At 41.4% G+C, this 26,890-nt stretch carries 22 protein-coding genes, 1 tRNA gene and 1 pseudogene; 16 read left to right on the forward strand and 8 right to left on the reverse strand.

What is annotated here, in order from left to right; translation table 11 throughout:
* Positions 1-368: 368 nt before the first annotated feature.
* Positions 369-3,020 carry a restriction endonuclease-like protein gene (locus tag AAEY88_RS06905; protein ID WP_350560803.1) on the reverse strand — a complete coding sequence of 884 codons (2,652 nt, stop codon included), beginning with the start codon at positions 3,018-3,020 and terminating at the stop codon, positions 369-371.
* Between the two features lie 114 nt (positions 3,021-3,134).
* A complete protein-coding gene (locus tag AAEY88_RS06910) occupies positions 3,135-5,132 on the reverse strand; it encodes an MrcB family domain-containing protein (RefSeq protein ID WP_350560805.1) in 1,998 nt (665 codons plus the stop codon).
* A 343-nt stretch (positions 5,133-5,475) separates the two neighbouring features.
* On the opposite strand from AAEY88_RS06910, the gene AAEY88_RS06915 reads away from it, so the two are divergent.
* On the forward strand, positions 5,476-6,159 hold the full coding sequence (locus AAEY88_RS06915) for a hypothetical protein (protein WP_350560807.1): 684 nt from the start codon (positions 5,476-5,478) through the stop codon (positions 6,157-6,159).
* Positions 6,160-6,413: 254 nt separating this feature from the next.
* On the opposite strand, the gene AAEY88_RS06920 is transcribed toward AAEY88_RS06915, so the two are convergent.
* Both AAEY88_RS06920 and AAEY88_RS06925 read right to left on the reverse strand, forming a co-directional pair.
* Entirely contained in the window at positions 6,414-6,545 is a 132-nt protein-coding gene (locus AAEY88_RS06920; protein ID WP_350560809.1) for a hypothetical protein, read from the reverse strand.
* Positions 6,546-6,707: 162 nt separating this feature from the next.
* The gene (locus AAEY88_RS06925; RefSeq protein ID WP_350560811.1) at positions 6,708-7,553 is read right to left on the reverse strand and encodes a hypothetical protein; all 846 of its coding nucleotides are present in this window, start codon (positions 7,551-7,553) and stop codon (positions 6,708-6,710) included.
* Between the two features lie 546 nt (positions 7,554-8,099).
* Between AAEY88_RS06925 and AAEY88_RS06930 the strand changes: the two genes are divergently transcribed.
* From AAEY88_RS06930 to AAEY88_RS06955, 6 genes are all read left to right on the forward strand, one after another.
* Positions 8,100-9,092, forward strand: a complete 993-nt coding sequence (locus tag AAEY88_RS06930) for a DUF1852 domain-containing protein (RefSeq protein WP_350560813.1) — start codon at positions 8,100-8,102, stop codon at positions 9,090-9,092.
* A gap of 198 nt (positions 9,093-9,290) precedes the next feature.
* A complete protein-coding gene (locus tag AAEY88_RS06935) occupies positions 9,291-10,349 on the forward strand; it encodes a methionine synthase (protein WP_350560815.1) in 1,059 nt (352 codons plus the stop codon).
* A 232-nt stretch (positions 10,350-10,581) separates the two neighbouring features.
* Positions 10,582-11,094: a flavin reductase gene (locus AAEY88_RS06940; RefSeq protein WP_350560817.1), complete on the forward strand. Its 513-nt coding sequence runs from the start codon at positions 10,582-10,584 to the stop codon at positions 11,092-11,094.
* A 199-nt stretch (positions 11,095-11,293) separates the two neighbouring features.
* The gene (locus AAEY88_RS06945; RefSeq protein ID WP_350560819.1) at positions 11,294-12,118 is read left to right on the forward strand and encodes a sulfite exporter TauE/SafE family protein; all 825 of its coding nucleotides are present in this window, start codon (positions 11,294-11,296) and stop codon (positions 12,116-12,118) included.
* Positions 12,119-12,494: 376 nt separating this feature from the next.
* On the forward strand, positions 12,495-13,457 hold the full coding sequence (locus tag AAEY88_RS06950) for an EamA family transporter (protein WP_350560821.1): 963 nt from the start codon (positions 12,495-12,497) through the stop codon (positions 13,455-13,457).
* 267 nt (positions 13,458-13,724) lie between these two features.
* Positions 13,725-13,865 carry an SEL1-like repeat protein gene (locus AAEY88_RS06955; protein WP_350560823.1) on the forward strand — a complete coding sequence of 47 codons (141 nt, stop codon included), beginning with the start codon at positions 13,725-13,727 and terminating at the stop codon, positions 13,863-13,865.
* Between the two features lie 450 nt (positions 13,866-14,315).
* Here AAEY88_RS06955 and AAEY88_RS06960 read toward each other — a convergent pair whose 3' ends face one another.
* Complete coding sequence (locus tag AAEY88_RS06960) at positions 14,316-16,130, reverse strand: NAD(P)/FAD-dependent oxidoreductase (protein WP_350560825.1); 1,815 nt, start codon at positions 16,128-16,130, stop codon at positions 14,316-14,318.
* Positions 16,131-16,347: 217 nt separating this feature from the next.
* Positions 16,348-16,713: pseudogene (locus AAEY88_RS06965) on the reverse strand (transposase); the annotation flags it as partial.
* 219 nt (positions 16,714-16,932) lie between these two features.
* On the opposite strand from AAEY88_RS06965, the gene AAEY88_RS06970 reads away from it, so the two are divergent.
* Positions 16,933-17,982: a TRAP transporter substrate-binding protein gene (locus AAEY88_RS06970; RefSeq protein ID WP_350560827.1), complete on the forward strand. Its 1,050-nt coding sequence runs from the start codon at positions 16,933-16,935 to the stop codon at positions 17,980-17,982.
* 208 nt (positions 17,983-18,190) lie between these two features.
* The gene (locus tag AAEY88_RS06975) at positions 18,191-19,354 is read left to right on the forward strand and encodes an iron-containing alcohol dehydrogenase (RefSeq protein ID WP_350560829.1); all 1,164 of its coding nucleotides are present in this window, start codon (positions 18,191-18,193) and stop codon (positions 19,352-19,354) included.
* A gap of 286 nt (positions 19,355-19,640) precedes the next feature.
* Here the strand turns inward: AAEY88_RS06975 and AAEY88_RS06980 are convergent.
* Positions 19,641-19,727, reverse strand: a tRNA-Leu gene (locus AAEY88_RS06980).
* Between the two features lie 126 nt (positions 19,728-19,853).
* Entirely contained in the window at positions 19,854-20,627 is a 774-nt protein-coding gene (locus tag AAEY88_RS06985) for a ferredoxin--NADP reductase (protein WP_350560831.1), read from the reverse strand.
* A 352-nt stretch (positions 20,628-20,979) separates the two neighbouring features.
* Here AAEY88_RS06985 and AAEY88_RS06990 point away from each other — a divergent pair, with 352 nt between their 5' ends.
* The 7 genes from AAEY88_RS06990 (at position 20,980) to gspK (ending at position 26,887) form a co-directional block, all read left to right on the forward strand.
* Entirely contained in the window at positions 20,980-21,825 is an 846-nt protein-coding gene (locus AAEY88_RS06990) for a TrmO family methyltransferase (protein ID WP_350560833.1), read from the forward strand.
* 124 nt (positions 21,826-21,949) lie between these two features.
* Entirely contained in the window at positions 21,950-22,738 is a 789-nt protein-coding gene (locus tag AAEY88_RS06995) for a TatD family hydrolase (RefSeq protein WP_350560835.1), read from the forward strand.
* A 186-nt stretch (positions 22,739-22,924) separates the two neighbouring features.
* Positions 22,925-23,614, forward strand: a complete 690-nt coding sequence (locus AAEY88_RS07000; protein ID WP_350560837.1) for a TetR/AcrR family transcriptional regulator — start codon at positions 22,925-22,927, stop codon at positions 23,612-23,614.
* A gap of 174 nt (positions 23,615-23,788) precedes the next feature.
* Positions 23,789-24,559: a prepilin-type N-terminal cleavage/methylation domain-containing protein gene (locus AAEY88_RS07005; protein ID WP_350560839.1), complete on the forward strand. Its 771-nt coding sequence runs from the start codon at positions 23,789-23,791 to the stop codon at positions 24,557-24,559.
* 3 nt (positions 24,560-24,562) lie between these two features.
* Positions 24,563-25,042 (forward strand): type II secretion system minor pseudopilin GspI, encoded by a 480-nt coding sequence (gene gspI / locus AAEY88_RS07010; RefSeq protein WP_350560841.1) that lies wholly within the window; start codon positions 24,563-24,565, stop codon positions 25,040-25,042.
* Complete coding sequence (locus tag AAEY88_RS07015) at positions 25,039-25,785, forward strand: type II secretion system protein GspJ (protein ID WP_350560843.1); 747 nt, start codon at positions 25,039-25,041, stop codon at positions 25,783-25,785. The genes gspI and AAEY88_RS07015 overlap by 4 nt, the downstream gene beginning before the upstream one ends.
* A 49-nt stretch (positions 25,786-25,834) precedes the next feature.
* Positions 25,835-26,887 carry a type II secretion system minor pseudopilin GspK gene (gspK, locus tag AAEY88_RS07020; protein WP_350560845.1) on the forward strand — a complete coding sequence of 351 codons (1,053 nt, stop codon included), beginning with the start codon at positions 25,835-25,837 and terminating at the stop codon, positions 26,885-26,887.
* The last annotated feature ends 3 nt before the right edge of the window (positions 26,888-26,890 follow it).

Raw genomic sequence — 26,890 nt, forward strand, 5'->3', positions numbered from 1 at the left:
CGTCTCGGTCGGCGATTGCAGGTTGAGGTTATGGGACTAAGAGCCTTTACCCAGCGTGACGTAGACAGTGCTGCTGTACACGAGCTTGCTGAAAAGATGGTTTCTATCATTAAAATTACTGCGTATAGATGTAGGTAGTATCGTAGAAATACACTGAAATGCAGTTACAAACGCCGCAGAAACCCATTAAAACGCACCAATATTATAGACAACTTTATCTGTTCTCATCGCGCTATAGAAAAAATGATGATATGCGTGCGCAGATTTTATCCTTCAAGGCCTTGGCCAGCTGGCGATAGCCGATAATATTTGCTTATCTACCAATAAACGTTCTGTATAACTGCATTAGTAAGGCAACTAATAAGTAGTTACAGCCAAGCATCTTCATAGACTTGACCAAGCGCATTAAATTCAGACGTTTCTTGCAAGTGGTTCAGGGTGGTGAGCTTCATTGAGTTTTTTAAAGGACGATGCGGTACTTTATAAATAGTATCTTTTAAGGTTAAGGGTTTATCCAATTCAAAGAGATAATAGAAGATATCGGAGTCTGAGTCTTTACCCGCTTGCTCTTTATTGATTTTATGCCTTGGTGAAAGAATAACGCTTTTAATTGGCCATATCATAGTAATTTGCTTGCTATGAGAATCCTGATCAGAAGTCATTGCTAGCGCAAGATAACGAATTTCATTAACGATATGCTGTTTATATTTACCCAAAAAAGTATCTTGAGGCAGGTGATACCATTGAGCCAAGCCGTTTTTAAAGTTATTAAGGTAGGCTGAGTCGCGTCCTTTTTGTGTTCCCAAAGCGATAGTCATGGTTAGATCTGGATAAAGCACTTGTTGCATACCAGAGTAAGGTATACGCGCAGCATCCTGTAAGTACAAATGCTCTTCAAGAACATAAGTATGCTGAGTGCGCTTATCATTTTGATAGGCTGCCTTTTTGCTGTTTACCTCGCTGCGACTTAGCTCATTATCTGTCAGTTCAATGTCCGTCATCTCAGTGGTTTTAGGCTGATTACTTATACCGTCACCAATCTGTTGGCGTAAAAAGCTTGATAGCCAATAGTGGCCATTATTACTATTGCTCTGGTCTGTTTGTAAGGTACTGGGTAATAATGCAAAAGCACCAATAGCGACTTCATTGATCGCCTTGCGATAGGGGTTGTCATTACTTATCTGATCAAAATGACCAGGATATAGCGCAAAGGCACCAAATACCGGACGGCTTTTATATTCGTCAGCCGTGTTTTGCTCTTTATTTCCTTTAACTGCTTTATCTTTAGTAATCCGAATTAAGGCATCACGATAACGGTGCATTTGGTTGATGGCATCGTCTGGTACAAAGTCTGTAGAGTCAGTATCAGTATCAGTGTTAGTGTTAGTGTTAGTGTTAGTGTTAGTGTTAGTGTTAGTGTTATCAAAGCGACTACTACTGGTTTTAATACGATACTTCGCATCGAATAACCAAATAAAGCGTTTATTACTGGGTTCAGGTAATGTTATTTCTAAGACGATATCGGGCTTTTGACTGATTAAGTAAGAGCGAATATCTGCGCCCCTTTTAGTGAAGACAGGCTCATGCGCTAACTTGGCTTTGACTCCATCATTACGCTCAAACTCAAACGCGCCAGCAAAGCCGTCTTTGAGCTGATATTCAAAGAAGTCATTAAGCACTAAGGTCGGCTGTTTTGAGGTTATATCGGTAAAGCCTAACTCATCGAGCAAGATGTTTCTTAAGGTTAAAAAGCACCAAACCTCATAGATTTCAGCGACCGACTTCATAGAGATATTAGATTGACTGTCAAATACATCTAGATAGAATTTTAACTCTTGCCAAATTCGGTATACTGCACTGTAGCCTACTTTTTGCTGTAGCACGAGTGACTCACGGCTACGGCCATTATAAGCACCGACGTCGGTCATAAAGCTCTGTTTAAGCGTTTTTTGTAGAGGCTGCTGCCATAGGCGCATCTCATCTAAAAAGTTATCAGACAACCGTTGCCTATCTGGCGCTTCATTACTTTGCCTAAGTTTACTTTCAAAATCCGCCAGTCGCTTTTTAGAGGTAGCCACTACCATTTTAATAAAACGATTCTCTGGCGTATCTACACTCAGCTGTTTTTTCGTGACTTGGTAGCGCTTATCGTATAAGCCATTAGTAAAGTCTTCTTTGATTTTTGTACCCAATCGCTGGGGCAATTTACCTTTTAAACGCACCGCTTTATTATAAGAGGTATGGGATTGTAAGCGACTGTGCGGTGCTTGATTAATGACTTTAAGGCCTTGTTCAAGCTGGGCGCGCAGATGGCTAAAATTAGCGAGCCATAATAATGGAAAGTAATTTAACGGCTGACTTTTAGCAACATCCTGTTCCGTTTTTTCAACTAGACTAAAGCGCCATAGCGGAAATATAGTATCAATCGCCTGATACATCGCTGGCAAGTCGTCATGTAGGCTCATTTTAGTTGGTAGGACTTCAAAGGCAATATGACTTTGATAGGTTTGACCGTCTTTTACATATTCAAGAGGCAGACGCAGCCAGCCGACATGGTTGGCCGTATTGATAGAGCCTGTCAAGCGAGCAGGGATTGAGCGGTGAGCCTTAACAAAGCGAAAGCTTTCATTGACCAGATAGCTACGATGGGTCAAATAAGCCTTTTCGACTTTATCCTTATTATCAGAGCCGTGTTCTTGAATACCCTCATTTTCAAAGAAAATCCATTCAAATTGATATTGAATGTTTTCAAAAAAGATAGGGGTGTCTATTTGAAGCTGGCCAGTTAGATTGGACTGATTAACCGTATCGTCTATATTAATCGGCTCACCCATAAAAGCTGCATCGACAATAGATAACGGTGGGGAAAAGCGAATGCTAGGCTTTTGATCTTGAGCAAGGGGGCTGATGGCTTGACGTTTATCTAAAGTGGACTGATAAGTGACTTGCCGTTTGGTAATATTACTACACCAAATAGACAGCTCAAATTGGGTAGTTTGTATCCGTAACAGTTCTGGCATGATAGCTCCATCAGTTATGCCGTATCAATTCCAAAAGCTTAGATTAGATATCAGCTTTAAAAGCTAATTCCAAAACTGATTCTAAAAGCTGGTACTAAAGGCGAACACTAAAAGCTAAGGCCAGAAGCTAGTAAAACCTGAACGCTGTAAGCGCGTTTGCATCCATGCTAGTTTCGCTTTACTACGACAAGCGATCCGCAATATGCGCTCATTATCGGCTTCCGCTATCTTTTCACGGTATAAGTCAGGACGGGCGTCGGCGGAGTTTTTCGGCTCGTTCCAGATGTCAGCAAGTTCTGTTTTTAATACCAGTGACAGCTCATCGAGTAATGACTGCGCGTTGCTGTTAGTGGTAGCGCTATTATTAACCGTCAGCTTATCGTGATCGCCTTCGATACGTGGCAGTACCTTACACATTAGGAAGTCATCCCAGACCGCGTGTAGCTGCCGATCAGTTTCTGGTTGAGTGCTGATAACCGCCAGTAATAGCTCGTTTAAGGCTCTGAAGGCCAGCTGAAACGGAGTATTATCAAGCACGGCATTAACAGACTTTAAAAAACCAATACTTCTCTCACCACTGCTATCGAGCGCCGGTAAAAATTCAACAGCCGCTTGCGCGTGGATAGGATAACTTAAGGTGTTAGGCCTTGCCGTTGGGGTAAAGAAATGATCAAAGTCATTGGGGAAAAACTCACCAAAATCGAAGCTCAATGCTCGATCGATAACTTTACGAGAGAAGCCATGAGTGGTTTCATCCATATTTACCGTGCCAGCAACGATTAAGTTAAAGGGAATACTTAACCCATGCTCACAGAATAAATCCCATTCTCTATCATATTTTGACTCGCCAAAACCTAAATCCCATTCTCTATCATATTTTGACTCGCCAAAACCTAAATCACTACGTAGCTTACTCTTGGCCTCACCAACCAATTGCTGGATAGTGGCTGATTTGAGCAGCGGGTCACAGCCATAATCAAAATCATCGCCTTGCCACTGCCATTCACGAGTTTCTAATACCGATAGATAGTCTGCAAAATACTGCTCAACAGGCGCTAGATTCATCTCATCTAGACATAGCCAATAGGGCAGAACCTCATCTAATTGGCCTTTTTCACCAGTTACTATTAGTCTGGTATCGGTATTATTATCATCTAGCTTAAGCTTTGCATCAATAATCGCTCGCCACGCTTTGGCGATAAATTGCAGCACTTCCGTAGTGACGTACTCAGCATCACCACTGACACTTAACCGCGATATGTAGCCCAATATGTCACTCGGCTCATGCCAGTCTGGACGAACTGAGGTTAGGCAATAGGTATCGCTAAGACTGCCTGTGGCTTTGGCTTGTTCACGGACAAAGCGAGTTTTACCCGTACCGGAAATACCGGCTAGTAGGAGGAAGGGTTTGGATAAGCAGGTTAAATCATGAGAGACAGGTTCTACAGTATTTTTAGGACGTTCGATTTTTTCTGGTGGTTCGGTTTTAGCGAATTTCTGTAATTCCATATCAATATCCAGCGCTTCCATTTTGCGGTAATAAGATAATAGTTCCAGTAAATCCTGTTTTAGAGTCTGGCTATCTAGCTCCATATTTAGGTCATAATACTTGGCGACTATATTTGCGGTTTCGTACGATTTACCTAATGAAGTATTCGCATGTAGGTCTATCTCTTTTTCACCCCAAATGTTTAGCTCAGGAAATTTTGCAAGTATGTATTCTTTGATTAGCTCAGTTCTAATGTCAGCTTTAATTTTACCGAAGCTTTTCTTAGGCTCTGTCGTTCCCTGCATTAAAGATAGATAGAAACCTGAACCATCGGCGTTAAATAAATAAACAGGATATATACCATCCTGAGTGGATTTTGTTATCTTAGGGTTGAGTATTGAAAGCCAAGGAACATTAGCCCAATTTCCAGCCCCAGCACTGGCTTTTATTAGATAGGTGTCATCGAAATCTTTAACAATAGTGGCTATTTCTTCCTTTAGATCGTTTCTCAAAAAGTTAGCTATAGGATGATTTGTAAAAGGTTCTTTAGTCGCTTGAACCCAATTAGATGTAAATTTCTCTAACTTTTCTGCAAGACTTATATCAACCATGAACTCATTCATCCAAAACTTAGCAAAATGTTAATTCTAATTTACTCATCAGTGTACACAATAGGCATGAATTAGGGGGAATAGAGAGCAAAATCGACTGATTTTATTTCTGAGTGTATTAACCTTAATATTTTAAGAAGTATGATTGTAAGTTCACATAGCGACACTTACTTTTTGACTTAGTATTTTCATAAAGTGGACTTATATATCTAAAAGTTACTGAATGAGAGATAATATACTTCATAGATTTTGACGCACTAAAGACACTTAAAAATAAAAGTGGGCTTAGAAGCTCCTATAGCTTTGTAGTAACAAACATCTAATAAATCTAACTTAAATAAAAAGGCAGTCCTGAATGACCAATAATAACCCATTTAACCTTGTATCCCTGAAGCCTACCGGCAGAAATGAGACGGATACCGCCAATACCTATTCTCCTGAAGACATGATTAAGATATACGAACAACAGTTCCTAACCCCAGTACCGGAAGAAAAGCTAACAGAGTTTTTACCGGCCCTAAAAGGTTTTTATGGTATTGATGCTAATACTTTAGATATTTGTGCGGTTGTTTTCGAAGCAATCGCTGATTCCTGTATCATCTATAATCATAAGTTAAAAGTAGGGGATTATGAGATATTAGGGGGCTTAGTAAAAGAAGAGCTTGAAGAAGAGGGCTCTGAAGATAATGACACACAAGCCTATACCCTAGAATGTAAGCGTAATTTTTTCATCAATGATATAGAACTGCCTTATCAGTTTAACTTGTTCATCCATGGCGATGGTTATTCTACTTTAACCAAAAAAGAGTCTTTATTAGAAAAAATATACTGGTTTGTAAGTGATGGATTCGAAGAGAATTTGTTAGGCGACCCTGAAGATAATGAAAGCTTAGAGTCCATTAATGAGCAGTTAGCAAGTGTAGGTATTCGGGAAATGGATCTGACTACCATCTATGAAATAGTTGACTATGTAGAAGACAGCATCATAGATGATGACATGGTAGAAGCACTTAATAAGCTATTAGATAATGCTGAATAGGATGATAGAGATTATCAAAAACAAGAACACTTGAAAGTAGAGGTTAACGGCTAAACTACCAGCAGAAAAACCTCATGAAAAAGTCACGCTTTACGACATTATCAAAGATACTCTCTTCTTTTCAGGCAGAAGTCACAAGTATTTTTTATAGAAAAACCATTTTTGGTGGTTGATACATTTTATAGAAAAACCATTTTTGGTGGTTGATACATTAAGAATGTTTTGATGAGAAATATTCCAAGCGTAAGCACCCGTTAAAGTGAAAATAAGATAGTCCCAATACGTAGTTCTTCAATCCCTTGGTTTTGTGCCAGCACATCTTTAGGTGTGCACAGCTGGCCGACAATGGTTGCATTAGTGTTAGTGATGGCAGCCTTATCTGTCAAGCTTTCTTGATGTATAGTGCTGCGAGGTATTTAGAATGACCGAGCAACTTATTAATGCCACGCCTTACAAGAAAAAGTATAACCTGTTTATATTAATAGGTTTGGAGGCAAGTATTGGACACGTAGTTATGGCACAAATATCAAAACTATATACTTAAAAGATTATTTAGCAGGCACAGTAGGCTTGGTCATTTGCTGAGCAACCTGATCAGGTTTAAAACTAGCGTTCATAGGTTTTACCCAAAGAACTTGTGGGTCAAGGTGTGTATCTCCATCGGATATTTTCGATTGTATAATAGCCATAGCTTCCAACGTTTTTAAAATACTGGTCTCATCAATTGCTGTATTTAACAATATCATTCCGCTATTATCCTTTAGCCTAATACCGATTGTATCGACATGCATAGTTCCTTTTAATTGATTCAGCTTTGCTGCGATACCTAAAGACATTAAGCTTCCTATGTTAATGTTAGCTTTATTTGTAGTGATATTTGCAGTTAACCTTAAGCCAATACCTACTCTGGCATCCCCAATCTTGGCTTTCGTAATTGGGTTTATTACGTCTTCTACAATATATGGTGTGTAATCCATAATAACTTTATAAGTGCCTTTTCCAACATTTGCGTCTGCAATTGGAAAAAAGATTTTCCCACTTGAATCAAGCCTACTTACGCTAATTTCAGACCTTGTATTACTCAGTAACTTTAGTATTTCTTTATTTTCTATCTGAGCCCAATCTTTAGTAAGATTGCTTTTAGCTTCTTTATCAAAATATGTGATTAGTGGTGATCTTAGTGGAGGATCCATAATTACCCACTCTATTGCGCTTTCTCCCTTTGCCAGAGGCTTAAGATACACAGGATCCACCGCTACTACAGTCGCAAAAGAAGTCTGATTAAAAGCCTTGGGGATACCTCTTATTGTCGAGCAACCAACTAAAAGCGTCGGAAGAAGAACAGCTAAATACAACGATTTCTTTTCAAGAAATTTTGCTGTTAGGTAACTCATAACAAACTCCTTTTGTTACGTTTGATAAATTCAACTATAAAGCACCACGTCATTATTAAAATTAATATATGTTTAAAATTGAGTATACACTTAAAAATTCTAAAAACACTTGTTTCAAAGTCAGATAAAAATTTAATTAATATCTTTAATTCACACCATAAAAAATGCCAATCATTCCCATAATAGACGTTATGGTAAATAACTTTAGACCCGAAAAATTCGTTTCAGAGTAGTGACTAGGTAGTATTTTAATTGTTTTCGATGTGTTTATCGGCTTAATAGACTTGTTCCATTAAAGTATGTGTCAAGCCACCTCCTAAGTATTTATCATTCATAAATTTAAAATATTTTACAGGCTTAATTTCTCATTAAGTGAGTCGTCAAAACTTCCGCTATCCATTCCTCTTTTATAGCATAAACTCACATACATGAATTATATTCATCTTTAGTTTAAATTGTATCGTTTTCATTCATGTATTGGTTCGGGTATGATTCATCTCATACAGAAATTTGGTTTATCTTGAATAAATAAGGTAGCAAATCACCATGAGTAAAGAATTTAGCTGTTCAATTAAGAGCATTCGTTTTGATGAAAACTATCATCCTGCAGACAGCACGCGTCTGACGACCAACTTTGCGAATTTGGCTCGTGGCGAGCATCGTGAAGAGAACTTAAGCAAAACGTTAAGAATGATAAATAATCGTTTTAACGCTTTGGCACATTGGGATAATCCGACAGCAGATCGTTATTCTGTTGACGTTGATATCATTTCTGTAGACATGGATATTGAAGGCAAGGGCAATGCATTCCCTGTCATCGAGACATTAAAAACAACGATTGTTGACCATAAAGATAATACCCGTATTGAGGGTATGATCGGCAACAGCTTCTCGTCTTATGTGCGCGATTATGACTTTAGCGTCGTACTGTCAGAACATCATAATAAAAACTCAGCATCACCAACCCCCGCGAATTTCGGTGATTTACATGGCAAACTGTTTCAATACTTATTGAACTCAGAGGCATACAAAGCCAACTTTAATAAAAAACCTGTGATTTGCCTCAGTGTTTCAAGCCGTAAAACCTATCACCGTACTGCCAATCAGCATCCGGTATTAGGGGTTGAATACAGACAAGATGACTATTCGTTAACCGATGACTATTTTCATAAAATGGGTTTAACGGTTCGCTACTTTATGCCTGCCGATAGTGCGGCGCCTTTAGCGTTTTATTTTGCAGGTGACTTGCTAGGTGATTACACCGATCTTGAGCTGATCAGTGCGATCAGTACTATGGAAACTTTCCAAAAAATATACCGCCCTGAAATTTACAATGCCAACTCTACAGCAGGTCAAGTATACCAACCCAGTTTGAAGTACCAAGATTATTCACTGACTCAAATTGTTTATGACCGTGAAGAGCGCAGCCAGATGGCGGTGACGCAAGGTAAATTTACTGAAGAACAGTTTATCAAGCCATACCAAGCTATTCTTGAGGAATGGGCTGCAGGCTATGATGTTAAAAAACACGCTGCCTAACTGACCGACATATACAGCCATTCCGATGTAAAAAAGATATAGTGAGCCTGGGATACTACTTTAACAAACGTTTTGCAACATCTGTCAACATAGACACAGCAAGCAAGAAAAATTTATCCCAGTTGCGCGTCAAGACACAATGTGTCTACTTTATTTAGTACCAACTATAAAAAATTAAAATATAGAAGATGAGTCAACATGACAACATTATTACCGACACCATTACTGACACCAACGTTATTACCAACCTCAACCGCTGGTAGCTTACCAAAACCTTCTTGGCTTGCAGAACCTGAGAAAATTTGGTCCCCTTGGGCATTAGAAGGTGAGCAACTGATTGAAGCCAAACAAGATGCTTTACGGGTGTCATTGCAGGAACAAATGCAGGCAGGGATTGATATTGTCAGTGATGGCGAGCAGACCCGTCAGCATTTTGTGACTACCTTCATTGAACATCTTGATGGTGTAGATTTTGAGAAACGAAAGACCGTAAAAATTCGTGATCGCTACGATGCGAGTGTGCCGTCAGTCGTTGGTGCTGTGAGCCGTCAAAAGCCTGTTTTTGTTGAAGATGCTAAGTTTTTACGTCAGCAAACCAATCAGCCAATCAAATGGGCGCTACCCGGTCCGATGACGATGATTGATACGTTGTATGATGGTCATTATAAAAGCCGTGAAAAATTGGCTTGGGAATTCGCCATCATACTCAATCAAGAAGCGCGAGAATTAGAGGCCGCTGGTGTTGATATTATCCAATTCGATGAACCAGCCTTTAATGTGTTCTTTGATGACGTCAACGACTGGGGTATTGCCACTTTAGAGCGTGCACTTGAAGGTCTGAAATGTGAAACAGCGGTACATATTTGCTACGGCTATGGCATCAAAGCCAACACCGATTGGAAAAAAACCCTGGGTTCAGAGTGGCGCCAATATGAGCAAGCGTTTCCGAAACTGCAACAGTCTAAGATTGATATTATCTCGTTAGAGTGTCAAAACTCACATGTACCAATGGATTTACTTGAATTAATTCGCGGTAAAAAAGTGATGGTCGGTGCCATTGACGTGGCAACCAATAATATTGAGACCCCTGAAGAAGTTGCCAATACGCTACGCAAAGCCCTTGAGTTTGTCGATGCGGATAAGCTCTATCCTTCGACCAACTGTGGCATGGCACCTTTGTCTCGCCAAGTTGCCCGAGGCAAGCTTGAGGCTTTAAGTGCAGGCGCAGCAATCGTTCGTAAAGAACTGACTGCCTAACATTTACGCTTCTCAATATACTGGCGTAAAATTTAGCTTTTGTAGGATGAGTTTTTAATTTGAATGATGCTTATTGAAGTCCAGTCGTTGAGGAAATTCTATGTAAAGAATTTCCCTTGCGAAACTATGAGCTAGGGAATAATAAAGGTCTGGGAGACCTTTATCCTAGTGCAAGAGAAAATTTATAATTTTCTAGAAGCACAATTTTTTAACGTTTCTCAGGATTGCAGCAATGATTAAAGATAGGATTGAAGCAACTGATTTTAGAAATGCAATGTCTTCGTTAACGACTGCGGTCAATGTTGTCACCACAAAAGGCACATCAGGTGTGCATGGCTTTACGGCATCGGCGGTTTGTAGCGTCACAGATACACCACCAACCTTGCTGGTCTGTATGAATCAGAGCGCTCGGTCACATGCCCATTTTATTGAAAATAAAACTTTAAGTGTCAATGTGTTAGGTGCACAGCATGAACCCATATCCAATGCATTTGCATCCAAATTGAGTTCAGAGGAGCGGTTTAAACACGGTTCTTGGACTGAATTAGCAACAGGTGCCCCTGTTTTAGAAGATGCGTTGGTCAGTTTTGATTGTGAGATTGAGCAAATACAGGAAGTTGGCACGCATAGTATTTTTATGTGTCGTGTTGTCGCCATCAAACACAGTCAACAGGATGAAAGTTTGGTTTATTTTAATCGCGCCTATTCTCGAGTGGGTCAAGTGGCTCAAATAGAAATCGCTTAAGTTATACCAATTCTGAGAGATAAACTAACTTTGTTAGACGAGTTGAGACTACTTGTTGTAGTGCTTGCACTCGTCTGCCGCGTTATCCTTATTTTCAGAAACGGTATTAATTGTCTAACTATTATCAAATTGCTATCAAACTATTTATTCTTAAACCATTCATCCTCAAACTTTCATCAAATTGTGAAGTAAATATCCCGTGGAATTAATCATTTTCTTAGTAATAGGTGCTCTAGCAGGATTTGCTGCGGGGCTCTTTGGTGTGGGCGGTGGAACGATTATCGTACCTCTGTTATTTATCGTCTTTACTCAAATGGGTTACAGTCCTGATAATATCATGCATTTGGCTTTAGGTACTTCACTGGCGACCATTATCGTCACGTCTATAAGCTCGTTAATGGCACACAATAAAAAGGGCGCAGTCCTGTGGCCCGTCTTTAAAAATCTGGCACCAGGCTTAGCGGTTGGCTGTTTTTTAGGGGCAGGGATTGCAGGACAGATATCTGGTCTTTATCTTCAGCTAATTGTTGGTGTGTTTTTACTTTGGGTCGCTTATAAGATGTTTATGGGTGGCAAAAAGCAAGTAGATACCAATATTAATGATACCGGTAGTGATAAGATAATACTTCCTTCAAAACCTAAACAATTAGCGGCAGGTGGCGTTATTGGTGTCGCTTCTGCCATTTTCGGGATTGGCGGCGGCAGCTTAACGGTTCCTTATCTCACTCGTTATGGTGTGGTCATGCAAAAAGCGGTTGGAACGTCAGCGGCGTGTGGCCTGCCTATTGCCATTGCCGGCGCTTTAGGGTTTATGGTTTTTGGGATGCAGCAGGAAGTAAATGTTCCCAATACGATTGGCTTTGTACACGTTTATGCCTTTTTAGGTATTGGTAGCATGAGTTTTTTTACCGCTAAGGTAGGCGCGAAAGTCGCTCATATGTTATCACCACAACTATTAAAAAAATGTTTTGCGGTGTTGTTATTCGTTGTGGGATGTTTTTTCCTTTATAAAGGGCTGCTTTGAGTATTCATATTTGCGTCTCTAAAATGCAAAGCTCACGAACTGAACTGCCTAAAAAGTACACAGTAAAGTACAATACCACAATCTAAATAACCCAAACTCTTGATATAAATACCATGTAGCTTGCGGTTCAAGTCTTAACTAGGAAACTGAATCGGATTGATGACCATTCGCGTGGTTGGTAACCGCAATAGGTACAACCGATAGGTCGAACTCCTTAAGAGCCGTCAATCCCGAACAGACTACATAAACTACTATGGACAAGGCTCATAAGAGCGCTGTGAGGGAGGCTAATACCGTATTAGTTTTATATGAGATTGACTATAACTCAACCAATTGATAAATCTAATAACCAGTCATGATTTTCTAGGCCAACTATATGACCCCTTTACATACCGCATTAGCTGTACTGGTGACCTTTATTTGGGGTGTGAACTTTACCTTTATTGCGTGGGGGCTTGAAAGCTTTCCGCCGCTGATGCTCACTGCCCTGCGTTTTTTCTTTACCGCCGTGCCACTGGTTTTTTTTCTCAAGCCACCCAAGTTTAACCGTACGTTATTCATCTATGCCATCGGTACGTTTGTCATACAGTATGCTTTTGTATTCACCGCCATACATTTGGGTGCGTCGGCAGGGTTGACGGCACTATTGCTACAACTTCAGGTTTTTATCACCGTATTGCTGGCGTATGTCATATTGGGTGAGGCAGTGAGTCGTATACAGATCATCGGTATGCTGGTCGGCGTACTGGGCCTGGGCGTGATCGTGCTAAACCTGGGCGGTGATATGCCTTTGGTTGGGTTTGTCTGCATTTTAATTGCAGCAATAGGCTGGAGCTTTGGCAACATTGCATCAAAGCAGGCATCAACGCAAGCCGCTATAAATGCTAGGCAGCAGGGATCTGGTGTGTCACTTGTTTCGCCTAGCACTGGGAAGAATAAGGTATCCGCGTTGTCTTCCCTAGCACTGGTGGTATGGGGCGGTCTGATCGCCTGTGTGATTTTGACCCTATCTTCTCTCATATTTGAGACTGGCGCATGGCAGGTGGCGACGTTTACGGAGGCATCGCTCAAGTCTTGGCTGGCGCTTGGGTTTATCGTATACACCTCAACTCTCATTGGCTTTGGACTGTGGGCGCATCTGCTTAGTCAAAATACCGCCTCCAAGATTATGCCGTTTGCGCTACTGGTGCCGATATTCGGTATGGCAACGTCAGTGCTGCTCACAGGGGAAGTGGTGACATGGTGGAAGATGCTGGCGATGATTTTGATCTTGTCAGGATTATTACTGGCAAATGTGAAGATGGGGTTGGGGAGAAAGCCCCAATCAGCCCAACATTAGCTGCTAATGTTCCTCTAAGAGCGTTTATGGTAAATGAAAATTACACCAAAAAAGTCACCACCCCGATAGCTCTAAAATATATCTGCTAATACGGCATTAACTTCCCAATATAATCCTCCAAATTAATAAGTAAAGACATGCCATGACATTGCTGCAGAATTCAGTCATACACAAGTTAATAGTTTTTCTAGTAGCAATGATTTCTTTATATCAGCCACAGCTGTGGATTTTAACCAAGTCCAACGATTCGCTAACCAAGGGCATGCTTTGGCTCAATCTGGTCTTGGATTGATGTACTACAATGGCGAAGGCGTGCGTCAGGATTATGCCAAGGCACGTGAATGGTTTGGCAAATCCTGTGATAATGGTTCTCAGGATGGCTTTGACAGCTATCGAATATTAAATTGAAAATAGGCTGCTAAAATTTCGTTGAATCTAAAAAATAAAAGGTAGAGAAAAACAACTTTATTTAGGTAGTCTAGAAATCACTTATTGGTATAAAGAAATAGACAAGACAAGAAAGTGTGTAAATACTAAGGTTATATCGGTCTGTTTGCAATAAGGTTATAACATCGTTGATATATAAAAGTCATAAGAAGTAAATAAGAAAAAAGTAAGGTTCAGAGTATCCTGAATTATATGTGAGTACCATTTAGACTAAATATTCATTTACACAGAAATCCTTTATCTACAATGTAAGCCATTAAAATCAAAACGTTGGCAAGAAATTTGTCTGCATAAGTAAAGCGACCTGTCAAAAATAGCTGACCTAATACAAAAATGGCCGTACTGAACCAAATCAGTACGACCATCAAACTTACCGTTTTTTATAAGTTACTCACAGCAGTAACGTTAAACTTACTCTAAGTGATGAACTTCTTGTAAACCATAAACAGGTGTCTCTACACCCTCCATTCTGGCTTTAAGCTGCAGTGATAAGTATTGAGAATAATGTCGAGACTGATGTAAGTTTCCGCCATGAAACCATAACGCCTGCTGCTGCGTTGGTTTCCACATATTTCTTAACTCACCTTCCCAAGGGCCTGGGTCTTTGGCTGTATCTGAGCCCATGCCCCAACACTTACCGACTTTATCGGCTACTTCTTGTGAAATTATTTTCGCAGCCCAACCATTCATGGAGCCAAACCCAGTGGCATACACAATTAAATCAGCTTCTAGCTCTGTGCCATCAGTTAGCACCACTGAATTAGGTTTGATATGATCAATACTTACTTTAGGTTTAAGCTTTATCTTACCTTCCGCTACAAGCTCAGAGGCACCGACATCAATATAGTAACCAGAACCTCGACGTAAATATTTCATAAAGAGACCGGTATGATCTTCACCAAAGTCGAGCATAAAGCCTGCATCGGTTAGTTTTTGATAGAAGTCAGCATCTAACTCTGCCACTTTACGATAGACAGGTTCATGAAATTGCGGCATAACTTTAAAAGGAATAGAACCGAAAGTCAGATCTGCCTTATAAGTGGTAATTCCTTTTTCAACGGCTTCTTCTGAGTATAAACCACCTAACACTTCATCCATCAGGGTGTTTGACTTAATAATATGCGTTGATGAGCGTTGTATCATGGTGACGTCTGCGCCATTTTCCCAAAGGGCAGCACAAATATCATGCGCCGAGTTATTAGCACCCAGTACCACACATTTTTTCCCTTGATAAGCTTCGCCACCTGGGTGTTGGCTAGAGTGATGTTGCTCTCCGGCAAAATCTTCCATACCAGGAATTTCAGGAATATTTGGTAACCCTGACATACCCGTAGCTATAACCAACTGTTTAGGATGCAATACTAAATGTTCACCTGCTCTGTTAACTTCGACATTCCATTGCTGTAACTCTTCATCAAAAGCAGCACTGATACATTCAGTCGATCCCCAATAGTTTAACTCCATAAGCTTAGTGTACATCTCTAACCAATCACCAACTTTGTCTTTTGGGGTAAATACTGGCCAGTTCTCAGGAAAAGGAATGTACGGCATGTGGTCGTACCACACAGGGTCATGTAAGCATAATGACTTATAACGGTTACGCCAGGTGTCACCTGGCTTCGGTTGCTTATCAATGATAATTGTTGGAACTTCGAGTTGCCGTAAACGAGCGCCTAGACCTATACCACCTTGGCCACCACCAATAACTAAGCAATAAGGCTGCTCGCTATAACCAAGATTTTTTTCCTCAAGTTGACGTTTTTCCAACCACGTCAAACGATCAGGGTTAACGCCGTGTTCAGCACCTTTTGGGCGTAATTGTTTACGCTTTTCAGGGAAGTCTTTGAGCTCAACCATAGTGGTTAATAATGTCCAAGCTTTACCGTTACGCAGACGTAAATGTCCATAGCCTTTCGCCACTTTGGTGTTAAAGGTTATCCAAGCTTCTATAACCCCATCATTTTCCACTGCTTCTTCATCAAGCTGCCAGTTATACGGTTCAGTAGTTTCTAAGGTATGTGAAAGCATTTCTTTAATTTCATCTTGCCCCTCTAGCGTTTTTATATTCCAGGTAAAGGAAACTAAATCACGCCAGTATCCTTCCGTTTCAAAATACCCAACCACTTTGTCTATATTTTTTGTGCGCAAGGCTTGATCAAAATCTTGCAGCCAATTAGTTACTTGTTGGCTTGCGGACAGCTTATGGTCTACTTTTTGATAAGTCATAAAAACCCTCTCCTTGGATATCTTTATTTGACCCTATTGCTGAACTCCATGTGCAGCAGTAAAAAACGTACTAAACAAGATGCTTTCCGAAGTAAAAAAAGCATAACCTGTTGATATAAATAAATATTTTATAAAAAATAAAAACAATATCTCTTTAGAAGAGTTATAGCCTTTAAAGACTATAACTCTTCTAAAGAGATATTGTCAAACCTGGTATATGGACGTTCTCACACGGCTCGGCCATCCAAATATCATGCAGTGCTTCTTTCACTTTTAGTTGCACCGCCTCGGGTAGTTTATTGAGCACATTGACTGTTTTATGCACCTAGCAGCGTTGTTGTTTGGTTTGTGGATATATCTTGCTTAGTGCTTTCCAGAAGACACAGGCGATCATCTAGGCGGACCACGTCAAAAGGTACCCGTAGTACTTATCACTGAGGTCTCTTTGCTGCCATTCTCGGTGCTCATCAATCCAGCGTTCTTTAGGCCTAGAGATGGTGTTAGATGACAAACCTTTAGTATTGTCGCCTAGCACAGCTGCTAAAGCTTCTTGATAGTCACTTGTGGAAACACCTTTTGTATATCGTAAAATGATTTGAAAGCTATCATTATAGCTGCTAATTTTGAACCGTATGTTTAATTGTAAATAGTCGTCTAAACTTGAGTTAATAATAATAATTCGTAAATATTATAGAGAGTTAGCTATTGATCATTACTAAATATAATTCGGAAAACATTTAATGTATTTAGCTGATTGATAAGTGACCCTTATCCTTCTAATAACTATCAAAAGGAATTGATAATGAAGTTTGCTCCTCTTTTCTCTATAGCAGCGCTTGCAACCGTTAGTTTGTTTGGTTGTTCTAACCAGTCTGATAATAGTGATACTGCCTCCTCTCAAGAAACCACTGTTCTGCGTTTTTCGCATTTTTATCCAGCGACCGCTGATGTTAATCAACAGATCTTTGAACCTTGGGCTAAAAAAATCGAAGCAGACTCTAACGGGCGCCTCAAAGTCGAGGTATATCCATCGGCAACCCTTAGTACAGAAGATACGGCTTATGAGTCCACAGTAAAGGGAATGATTGACATCGGCTCCCAAGTCCAGGGTTATACTAGTGGACGTTTCCCACTGACTCAAATTGCAGAACTTCCAGGCTTGTCTAACTCATCGACGCAAACGGGTTGCATGCTCCAAACCCTTTATGAAAATGGTACCATTTCTAGCGAATACGAAGACTCGCATCTACTCTTTATGTTCGCTACTGGGCCTGGCACTCTACATACTACCGACAAGCTTATTCGAACCCCTGAAGATATGGAGGGTATGCGTATTCGCAGGCCTTCTGCTGTAGCCGGTGACATTATTGAAAGTATGGGTGCCTCTCCTGTAGGCTTGCCTGCAAACGATATATACACGTCTCTACAGCGCGGTGTCGTTGACGGTTTGAGTTTTCCATGGGAAGCGATCACGACTTTCAAACTTGATGAATTAACCAAATACCATACCAATATCCCGTTCTATAGTTCTGCTCTGATGATGACTATGAATAAAGATAAATATGAAAGTTTGCCTGATGACTTAAAAAAGGTAATTGATGACAACTCGGGGATGGCGCTTACTAAAAAAGTCGGAAAAATGTGGGATAAGACTGATTTGCTAGGCCTTCAAGCTGCTAGAGATAGAGGGGATGAGATTGTCAATATACCCGACCCACTCAATGATCCAGACTGGAAAGGACCTCTTTTAAAAGGAACCCAAAAATACCTTGATGATGTAACCGCATTAGGACTTGATGCCGAAGGTGTTTATAAAAAAGCCAAAGCTGCTAGTGCTGCCTGTAAGGTTTAATTCGTCAGAGGCGTGCCAGGTTATTTTATAATGTGACAATGCGAATAAATGTAGATTAGAGTCTGATGAAGTGAATAACTAAACACTATAAGTATTTAATGTTAACGAATACGATTTACTTTATAAGAAGGTCACATCTACATAAAAGCGACCACTATTAGAATTTTGATGCTTCACAGAATAAGAAATAGACACAAGGAAGAACACCATGTCAGGGATTGAGTTTTATACTAACGGACATATTGTCAGTGACACTGACAGTATGCGCCAAAAGCTAGGAGCGCTAGCCAAACAGTACTCTGCCACATCAGCCATTATCGTCACTGACGCTGGTATCTCGCAACTGGGTTACGTTGATATCGCACAGCAGTCTTTACAAGAAGTGGGCGTTGAAGTCGTGGTTTTTGATACCGTCGTTGCTGATCCACCTGTTGAGGTCGTTAACGACGCCATTACACTGGCCAGAAGCAATCACTGCGACTTGGTTATTGGTTTGGGCGGTGGCAGCTCTATTGATACGGCAAAAATTGTCGCTTTATATCCCAATGATTTCGAATCAGTCACTAATATCTTAGATCTTGATTTAAGCGGCTTTAAGAAGTTACCGCTGTTCGCGATACCCACCACTGCCGGCACGGGTGCAGAAGCAACTTTCGTATCAGTCATAACCGCTAAAGATGGCAGTAAAAAGGCCATCTATACGCCTAAAATTCTACCGGATGTTGCGATCTTAGATGCGACGCTCACGCTCAAACTACCCCGTCATATTACAGCGGCGACTTCGCTTGATGCGATGGTCCATTGTATTGAAGCTTATACCAGTCGTACTAAGAAAAACCCGATTTCAGATGCCCTAGCCGTTAAAGGCTTGCAAATGCTGTGGCATAATTTTGAACGAGTACTGGATCAAGGTGATGATATAGAGGCGAGAGGTGAGATGTTATTAGGTTCATCGCTGGCTGGTATCGCTTTTGTCAATGCGTCAGTCGCGGCTGTCCATGGACTCTCCTATCCGCTCAGTATTAACTTTCATATTCCTCATGGTCATGCCAATGCGCTGGTCATGTGCTCGGTATTTACTTTTAATTTGCCAGAAGCAGCACCTATGTATGCAGAACTGGCCCGCGCCGTCATGCCGAACCAAACCTCGACTATGACGGACTTAGAGGCGGCAAGTCTATTTATACATCAATTAAAGAAATTCTTAGAGATGAGTGGCCTTAAATATCGTTTAAGCGAACTCGATATTACAGAAAAAGATATTCCAGCACTAGCGGACATCGTTATCAATACTTATGCGCGGCTGATTGCGACCAATCCCAAGGATATGACAGTAGAAGAGGTGACGACGATGTATAAGGACATACTCTGATAGACCCAATATACCGTCCTAAAATGTGTCAACTTATTTTAGGAGGGATAAAGTTGAAACAGCTGATAGAAGCGTTTCTTTAGCCTTTGCTTTAGCGACTTCCGTATTGGTCAATGGGTTAGTAATGCGAGCCATGACAGTAATTTCATTTAAGATAAACAGTAAAAAGGGTCATTACCGCTTAGTTTACTGTTAAAAATCTCAGTTTGCTATAGACGACTACGGACACAAAAAAGCCCAAACGCTTATCACGTATGGGCTAATTGAACTTACTCGGACTACTGTATGGTACCGGTGGTCGGACTTGAACCGACACGCTTTTAAAGGCAACGGATTTTGAATCCGTCATGTCTACCAATTCCATCACACCGGCGTGTTAGGTAACAATGTTGGTACTGCTAAACATTATTGAATTGGGCTACAGGGTTAGCTGTATAGGCTGCATATTATAACAGCCTAATTTTGAGGGTCAAGAATTATTTATTATAATTATCTTTTTCTAACCAACAAAAGCACGTTCGACCGCATAGTCCGCTTGTACACCCATACGTGGTGAGACTGTCAGCCCAAAGTCGTCTAAAATATCTGACACCTCGGCATTGAAAGGCATACTACCGCAGATCAAGACGCGGTCATCGTCTTTATTGATCGGTGGTAAGCCAATATCTTCAAAGAACTTGCCAGATTTCATCAAGTCAGTGATACGGCCCGTGTTTTTAAAGTCTTCACGAGTAACAGTAGGGTAATAAATAAATTTTTCGCGGAATAATTCGCCAAAGATCTCATCATTAGGTAACTCATTTTCGAACATGTCGCAATAGGCCAAATCATCTATATAGCGAACGCCATGTACCAAAATTACTTTTTCAAAGCGCTCATAGACTTCAGGATCACGAGCTAATGCTAAGAATGGCGCAAGGCCTGTGCCTGTTGACAGCATATATAAATTTTTTCCTGGTAGTAGATCATCTAATACCAGCGTGCCCGTGGGCTTTTTACTGACCAATAACTCGTCGCCAACTTTAATATGTTGTAGGCGTGAAGTTAAAGGACCGTCTGGAACTTTAATAGAAAAGAACTCTAAGTGCTCTTCGTAATTAGGGCTAGCAATCGAGTAAGCTCGCAATAGTGGCCTGCCATCAACGACGATACCAATCATTGCAAACTCACCGTTACGGAAGCGTAAGCCATCGTCGCGCGTAGTTTTTATGGTAAATAGAGCGTCATTCCAATGATGAACCTCTGTGACCGTTTCGGTGCGAAGTTTTGACATAAAGTCCTCGTTGATTAATCGTTATTTGCGTAAATAGAATAGGGCTAAAGCTGTTAATAGTGTTTTTATAGAGAAACATTTTTATAAAGACCTATTTTACCATTATTTCTAGGCCCGTTTAGACTTGATAAGTCCCTAGCCATCCCAGCACCACATAGTTCACATTTAACTGATACATGAATGCAAGTTATTCTCAATAAATAATATTATTCATCATAACAAACTTTAAAATAAAAATCCGCCAAGCAAGCTCTCAGTAGCATGATAAAATGGAATATCGTTAGCGACATATTTTGCATAGGCTGTCGTATTGGTTTTTTATAGACTTATTTGTTAATAAGGAAGCAGGGTTATGCCTTGTCATGTTGCGCCTATTATTGGCTACCATCGTGCGCCATTGTCACAGAAATTTGGTGCCCCAAGGCAGCCGAATCTAGTGGCGTTGACTAGTGTCATTGAGATGCTTGCTCCTTATGATACACCAGCGGCATTTGTAGGATTAGAAGCATTTAGTCATATTTGGATCAGTTGGCAGTTTCATCACAATTATTTAAGTAAAACCAATCATCTAAATGAAATGAACCCTTCGGATAAAGCAAATGTAGCAACTGACGGTAATGTTAACGCGACGTTTCGCCCGCAAGTACGACCACCAAGGCTAGGTGGCAATCAAAAAATAGGGGTGTTTGCCAGCCGTAGTATGTATCGTCCTTCTGCTCTGGGGCTATCGGTGGTCAAGCTTGAGCATATTGAGGTAGTAGAGGGTAAAGTGCTACTGATTATTAGAGGCGCTGATATGATTGATGGGACACCAATTATCGATATCAAGCCCTACGTGGCTTATAGTGATGCGATCAGTGTTGCCCATAGTGGCTTTGCAGCCGATGCGCCAACAGTGTTAACGGTAATGATGTCTGAACAGGCCCGAGATCAATTTATAGAAATCATCGACGCAGGTCAGGATAATAATCGCGAGAAAAGCGCTACTGTGTCAGCCATTATTTATAAGAGGCAAAAACAACTAATAGCGTCTGACATTGAGCTTATAAAAGCCTTAATTGCCCAAGATCCGCGCCCTGCGTATCGCCGTGAGGAATTACATACAGGGTTTGTGATGCGTTATAAATCTGTTGATGTTAGCTTTGAGCGGATAGAAACCGGCCAATTACAGATAACGGCGTTTAAAGAAATTGCTTAATTTTGGTTTTATCATTATTTTTAAATGAAGAATGAAGTCCTTGTCAAAGAGCCCCTCTTGAAAAACAGCCTTGCTAAGGCAATTAACACTCTTATTAATACAATTATTTATTACGAGATTATTTATGTTTACTGATAGCCACTGCCATCTTAATCGTTTAGATTTGACTCGCCATGATGGTGAATTAGCTGGCGCAATTGCCGCTATGAAAGACGCCAATGTCACCCGTGCGATGGCGATCATGTGTGACTTTGCTGAGTACGATGAGATTGCTCATATTGTCAGCACGTATGGTGATGAGACTTTAAACCTAGGTATGAGTGTGGGTATTCATCCTTGTGAAGATATTAGCGTGTTACAGTCAGCAACTATAGAGCGGCTGATCACGACTGCTGATGCTGATCATGTCTGGGCAATAGGCGAGACTGGGCTGGACTATTATTGGTCAACCGAGAATAAAAATGAGCAGCAGGCCAGCCTTGCCCGTCATATCCATGCCAGCCAAAGCCTCAAAAAACCGCTTATCGTGCACACTCGTGAAGCCAAGCATGACACCATTGATATTTTAAAGGCAGAAGGTGCTGAACATGGCATCATTCATTGCTTTACTGAAGATTGGGATACCGCAAAGCGTGCATTAGACTTAGGGTTTTATATCTCATTTTCGGGTATTGTCAGCTTTAAGAGTGCGCAAACCATAAAGGATGCGGCGCAAAAAATGCCTAAGGATCGATTGCTGATTGAGACTGACAGTCCTTATCTTGCGCCAGTACCTAAGCGTGGACGGCCGAATGAGCCTGCCTATGTGCCGTATGTAGCAAGTTGCCTCGCCGATTTATATGGGTGTAGTGCTGAAGAAGTCGGAGCCCTGACCGCAAAAAACTTTGAGAATTTACTAGCACAGTATCATTAAAATCGTTATGCTATGACCAATCAGTCATTTATTGAATGTACGTGTTAAGCGGCTAGTTATTTGTATGGTACCGATCAGTGGAGTGACTCGTTATGGCTATGGTACGGTCATATTATAGTCCGTATCGACGTACTAATTATTGCACTGTGGCCATCTGCTTAATATTGTTAGATTCTAGGAGAGATCATGAGTCGTCAGCACCAGTTTAAGGCACGAGAAGAGAATATCTTAGCGATGGCTGAGCAACTGCTGCTAGAGTCTGGCAATGGTGATATCACTTTGGACAGTTTGGCTGATCAGCTTGACTTGGCTAAAGGCACACTATATAAGCATTTTTCTAGTAAAGATGAGCTTTATTTACGTATTATTATTCGCTACGAAGAACAACTTTTTGAGATTAATCGTATTGATGACTGCCCATCAGCAGGGGTGGCGCGTATGATATTTCAGCAGTTATTCAATCCGCAAAAAGCCATGCTTTTGAATCAAATCGAAGAGCGACTGGCTGCCTCTGTGACCGGTTTGAATCGCTTATTTGGTGAGCTGTATGATATTCGCCGCCAGCGTATGAAGCGTTTGATTGATATTGTCAGTGCTCATCTAAAAGATGAGCGCAGCAGTTTGAGTACTCGTGATTACCTATCTTCTATTTGGGCGATGGGTCAGGGTGGTGCCGGACTACTGAATTCTAGCTTTTATCAGCGTTACTTAGGTCGTCGCGATACCTTGCGTTATGCTTTGGTTATGCAGATGTTAGAGTTGCCCAGTCATTATCCTACTTATGCACCTGATCAAGAAGTAATGGATGAAGATATGCAGGAGTTGGTAGAGCAGATTGATACCGAGTCAGAAGCCCATCGCAATGCCACTTATTAATATCTAAAAAAACCTAACCGGTGTAGTCTACATCGGTTAAAATCTCAAACGTTAGGTTTTATTTCAGCGACTGATTGCATGTTAATAATCAGTTTTTCACTTAATAAATAGCCCTTAACGTTTGCTAGTTATCCTTGTGATTTTACCCCCTACGACAATGATAATAGGTGCCCTATGCCGGTTACTGCCAAAGCTCAGTCCAGCTCAGCGCCTTGTTCACTTCGATGCTCATTTCGATATTCGCCTCATCCTAATTATTGTCAACAACTGACCTTTAAGTCGCTATCAAGAGTGGCCCACACGCAGGCAGGCTTTACGCTGGTTGAAATTGTAGTGGTGGTAGTTATCATATCGATATTTGCAGGCATGATAAGCTTATCAGTCGGTAGTAGTAACTCTCGAAAGAACCGCGCCTTTTATGAACACTTTACTGATTCGCTAAGTTATGTGCGCCTGCTCTCTGCTGAGCGTCTGCAGCCGATGGGGCTGAGCCTGCAAGCAGACAAACAAGGCCAAGTCACGCCAGTTATTGTCACCTTATCCAATCCTTATATTAATTATCAAAATACTGCCATATCAAACAATACTGATAGTAGTCCCAAAAATTCAATGGAGCTTTCAACCAACTTATTAGCCGCTAATACCGACAAACTACCAACACCAAGCTGGGCACTTGAGCCAGAAGTAACGTTACCAGCGCTGCCTGCTGGGGTCAGTATCAGTATTCAAAGCCTAGATGCCAGTAATATGACTGGTATAAATAGTTCAGTAGAGCCGCGAGCATTGCAGCCTTGGTTTACTGGGCAAACGGTACCGCAACTATTATGGTTCGGGACTGGGCAGGCTACGCCGGCAACCATAGAAGTACGGTATCAGTCGCGTTTGGTTGGTGAGGTTATTACCATTATGCCTGATGGTAGTATGACGATCGGGCAGGGGATATAGCTGATGAGCGTTCTTTCTAAGTCGATAAGTCAGGCACCAAAATCGTCTGTCACTGGCGGCAACCGTGAGGGTGGATTTACGTTGATTGAGGTGATGGTGGCGCTAGCGATTTTAGCAGTGGTGGCGGTGGCTGCTAGCCGTGCCAGTAGTGCTTATTTAAACTCAGTCGATGTGTTGCAAACACGAACGCTTGCGCACTTTGTAGCGCAAAACGCAGCTGCTGATCTACGTATTCAAGAGACTTGGTTGACCGCCAACCGTACGCAAAAGTTCAACAGTCAAGGTCGTGATTGGCAAGTAACGATGACGGTTGCTGATACCCTAACTCCAGCACTAAAAGAGGTGAATATCACGGTTGCGCCTATTGTTGATAATCAAGCACATACGGTCGTTACTGATATTAATATAATGCTAAGTAATACTGAGCAAGAAATTGGCAGTTTGGATTTGGCCAGTTTAGGATCCTCTAGAGGTGAGCGGTGAGGCAGCAGCAGGGTTTTACCTTACTTGAGCTGATGGTAGCGATGGCGATATTTGCGATGTTAGCGGTTGCTGGCTGGCAAGTGTTTGATGGCGTTAACCGAGCGCGCGAACGGGCGCAGTACCACGCGGATCAGCTGGCCGTATTGCAGTATGCGTATTTGCAATTGCAACAAGATATGGGGCAAATTATTGATTATCAAGCGCCTGCTGAGCAAAATTTTGGCGTCAATAATACTACCAATACGCCAAACCCAAATGGCAATAACAATAATAATGAAAACGATAATACCGGAAAGAATAAGCAAGCCCTACCTATCTCCGTTGAACCTTTTATGAGTTTGGATAGTGAGCATGTAGACTTTGTGCGCTTTGCAGATCCTGATCCGCGTTATCAAAGTAGCCCTAGCCTACAGCGTGTTGAATATATCTTTGCCGACCAGCGTTTGATTCGTCGGCAGTATACTAGTATTCAAGGGGGACGTGATAGCATCAGCTTAGACACCGTACTGCTTGAAGGGGTAAGTGCTGGGCGCTGGCAGGCTTATTTGCCCGAAATAAGCCTGAAGTTCCCCAATAGAGATAGCGGTAATAATAACAGCACTAACAATAATAACTCAGCGGTAGGACAAACGGCTACTCGCACTACTGACAAATCTGAAATTATTCTGCTACCCAAAGGGATAGGGGTGAGCTTTACTTATCAAGACATGCCGATCACATGGCAATGGGCGCTGACCCCATAAGCGCTTCTTTACAACTGTAACGACCTAATAAAATAAGACACTTATGTCAATGACAGCAGACTCTCAGCGCGGTGTGGCACTTTTGACCATTTTACTTTTGGTGGTCAGTATTACTGTGGTCGCAGGGGCGATGCTGGCCAGTCAAAAGATTGCGATCCGCCGTAGTGGGCTACTCTTTAATCAAGACCAGCTACTACAAGATATTGATGCCGGTCAGCAGTTAGCAATGACTATGATTCGTGCTGATAATAAACTGAACGATACCGACAGTGCACAAGACATTTGGGCGCAGCCTCTGCCACCTTATACTTTAGGCTCGCATACCATCACCGTTGAATTACGTGACGAAGCCAGCCGTTTTAATATTAATAATCTCTATCATAATGGGGCGACTGATAGCGCTGCTCTCACCGTATTCCAGCGCTTATTGAGCCAGCTAAATCTGGAGCCCGATATCGCGATTGCGGTGCTTGATTGGCAAGATACGGATAACGAGACTTACAAAGACGGCGGCGATGAAGGGGTAGTCTATGCGCGGCAGGCAGGAAATTTAGCAGATAAAACCTTACCTAATCAGCCGTTTGCGAGTGTTGAACAATTGCAAGCAGTTCGCGGAGTGAGCGCTGAAGTGTTAGCAACCCTGCGACCTTATATTACCGCTGTACCTTATTATTTACCGATTAATGTTAATACCGCAAGTCCCGTGGTGCTGGCAGCGTTGGTAGAGGGTGCGACTGCTGAGCAGATGCAAGCACTGACTGATTTGCGCGCTCAGCAGACAGTTGGGTCTATCGATAATTTATGGCAACTGCCGCAGTTGAGCGTTCTCAGTACGGAGCAGCGTCAGGCAATAGAACCCTTATTAGCAGTTGATAGCCAAGCATTTATGGCACTTATTATTGCTACAGATAGCGCAAATATTGGCGAAGCGCGGCAACGTTATGCAACCGTTTTGATTAGTAAAGCGGACGTCAATAATAATAGTGGCAATGCCAATAATAATCCCAACCCTAATAGCAATAACGATGATAACAGTATGGGCAGTCCTAAAGTTATCAAAGTGGTATCGCAACGTTTATGGGCGTTTCGGCCTAGTTTTTAGCAT

This window comes from Psychrobacter sp. CAL346-MNA-CIBAN-0220, assembly GCF_040309805.1.
Classification (GTDB): Bacteria; Pseudomonadota; Gammaproteobacteria; order Pseudomonadales; family Moraxellaceae; genus Psychrobacter.